This window comes from Nonomuraea sp. MG754425 (assembly GCF_021699195.1).
Lineage (GTDB): Bacteria > Actinomycetota > Actinomycetes > Streptosporangiales > Streptosporangiaceae > Nonomuraea.
The window spans coordinates 1-1,854 of sequence record NZ_SSXE01000404.1; the positions used below are offsets into that span (position 1 = coordinate 1).

Here is a 1,854-nt window from a genome sequence, read left to right on the forward strand (position 1 = left end):
GACCCATGTGACCCATCGATGAGGGTGATTTCACTCCTGCCCCGCTGGACCCGTTCAGTCCGCCCGACCCACCGGACCCATCCCCGAGCCCAACCCAACCCCACCCGCGACCTGGCCCATGCCCTTCTGCCCGTTGAGACCCCGTACCGGAGAGTCGTGAGCGACACCACCGCCGCCGGCGACGAGTCGCCGCGCCCCGTCCGTAGTGCCTCCGCCATCGATCCGATCGCCCTGAGCACCTTCCTGCTGACCTCGTCCGCGACCGTGGTCATCTACGTCGGCTGGGTCTACACCGAGAGCTACCTCGAGCTCTTCCAGTTGCACGCCTCCGCGATCGGCTACCGGCTCGACGAGTACGCCCTGCGCGGCCTCAACGTCTTCCGCCCCACCGTCCTGCCGTGGCTCGCCGTGCTCCCCCTCGCCTGGCTCGCCATCGGCCTGCAACGCGACGTCGCGCTACGCCGCCGGCTCCTCGTGGGCGGCGGCTTGAGCCTCACCGTCGCCGGGCTGGTGCTGGCGACGGTCGCGCTCCAGGGCGGCTCCGTCAGCACGATCCTGATCCTGCTGCTCGTGGCGTCCGGCCCGCCCATGCTGGTCGCGCCCTTTCGCGAGCAGCCGCTGGGACGCAGCGCGTTCATCATGGCGGCCGGGGTCTCGATCCTCTGCCTTCTCTGGAGCGCCGCCCTGTTCGCGCAGCTCAGCGGCAGGGACGCCGCGCGCGAGTTCATCGCCCGGCTGCCCCGCGAGACGCAGGTCTCGATCTACGCCAAGGACCGGCTCGCGCTCAACGCCCCGGGCGTCACCCCGGCCGACCTGCCGAAGGACGGCTACCACTACCGCTACCGCTACGACGGCCTGCGCGTCCTGCTCAGCCGCGAGAACAGGCACTACCTGGTGCCCGTCCTGCCGTACGAGCAGTGGCGCGCGGGGCTCGGCCGCACGATCCCGCTGACCGAGAACGACGACATCCGCATCGAACTCCTCCCGGGCCTGCGCTCGGGCTGACCAGATCGCGAAGGCGGGCCGAGGGTCACTCGCCGGGCCGCACCAGCCCGGTCTCGTACGCGAACACGATCGCCTGGGCCCGGTCGCGCAGCCCCAGCTTCATCAGCACCCGCCCGACGTGCGTCTTCACCGTCTGCTCGGCCACGAACAGCTTCTGCGCGATCTCCTGGTTGGACAGCGCCTGCGCGACCAGGCTGAGCACCTCTGTCTCGCGCTCGGTCAGCTCCTCCACCCGCCGGCCCGAAACCGGCCGGGGCGCGCCGAGGCGGGCGAACTCGGTGATCAGCCGCTTGGTGATCGCCGGGGCGATGAGCGCCTCCCCGGCCGCCACCACCCGCACGGCCTCGACGAGTTGCGCGGCCGAGGCGTCCTTGAGCAGGAACCCGCTGGCCCCGGCCCGCAACGCCTCGTAGACGTAGTCGTCGAGGTCGAACGTGGTCAGGATGAGCACCTTCGCCGTGCCCTGGCGGCGCAGGAGTTCCCTGGTCGCCTCGAGGCCGTTCATGACCGGCATGCGCACGTCCATGAGCACCACGTCAGGGCTCAGTTCGGTGGCCCGCTGCACGGCCTCCCGCCCGTCGGCCGCCTCGCCCACGACTTCGATGTCCGGCTGGCCGCTCAGGAACACCGTGAACCCCGTGCGGACCATCCCCTGGTCGTCGGCGATCAGAACCCGGATCAAGCGCCCTCCCTCTCCACGATCGGTAATGTCGCGCGTACCTCGAAGCCTCCGCCGTCGACGGGCCGCGCGTCGAACGATCCGGGCCGCTCGACGGGCTGCCGCCGGCCGTGGAGCTGTCGGCGTACCGGATCGTGCAGGAGTCACTGTCGAACGCGATGCGGCACGCG

Annotated in this window: 2 protein-coding genes; one reads left to right on the forward strand and one right to left on the reverse strand. The window is 71.0% G+C overall.

The annotated features are described in order from the left end of the window. The first annotated feature begins 156 nt into the window (after nucleotides 1-156). On the forward strand, nucleotides 157-1,005 hold the full coding sequence (locus tag FAF44_RS53025; RefSeq protein ID WP_237111091.1) for a hypothetical protein: 849 nt from the start codon (nucleotides 157-159) through the stop codon (nucleotides 1,003-1,005). A gap of 25 nt (nucleotides 1,006-1,030) precedes the next feature. Here the strand turns inward: FAF44_RS53025 and FAF44_RS53030 are convergent, their stop codons facing one another. Further along, on the reverse strand, nucleotides 1,031-1,687 hold the full coding sequence (locus FAF44_RS53030) for a response regulator transcription factor (RefSeq protein WP_237111092.1): 657 nt from the start codon (nucleotides 1,685-1,687) through the stop codon (nucleotides 1,031-1,033). Between the last annotated feature and the right edge of the window lie 167 nt (nucleotides 1,688-1,854).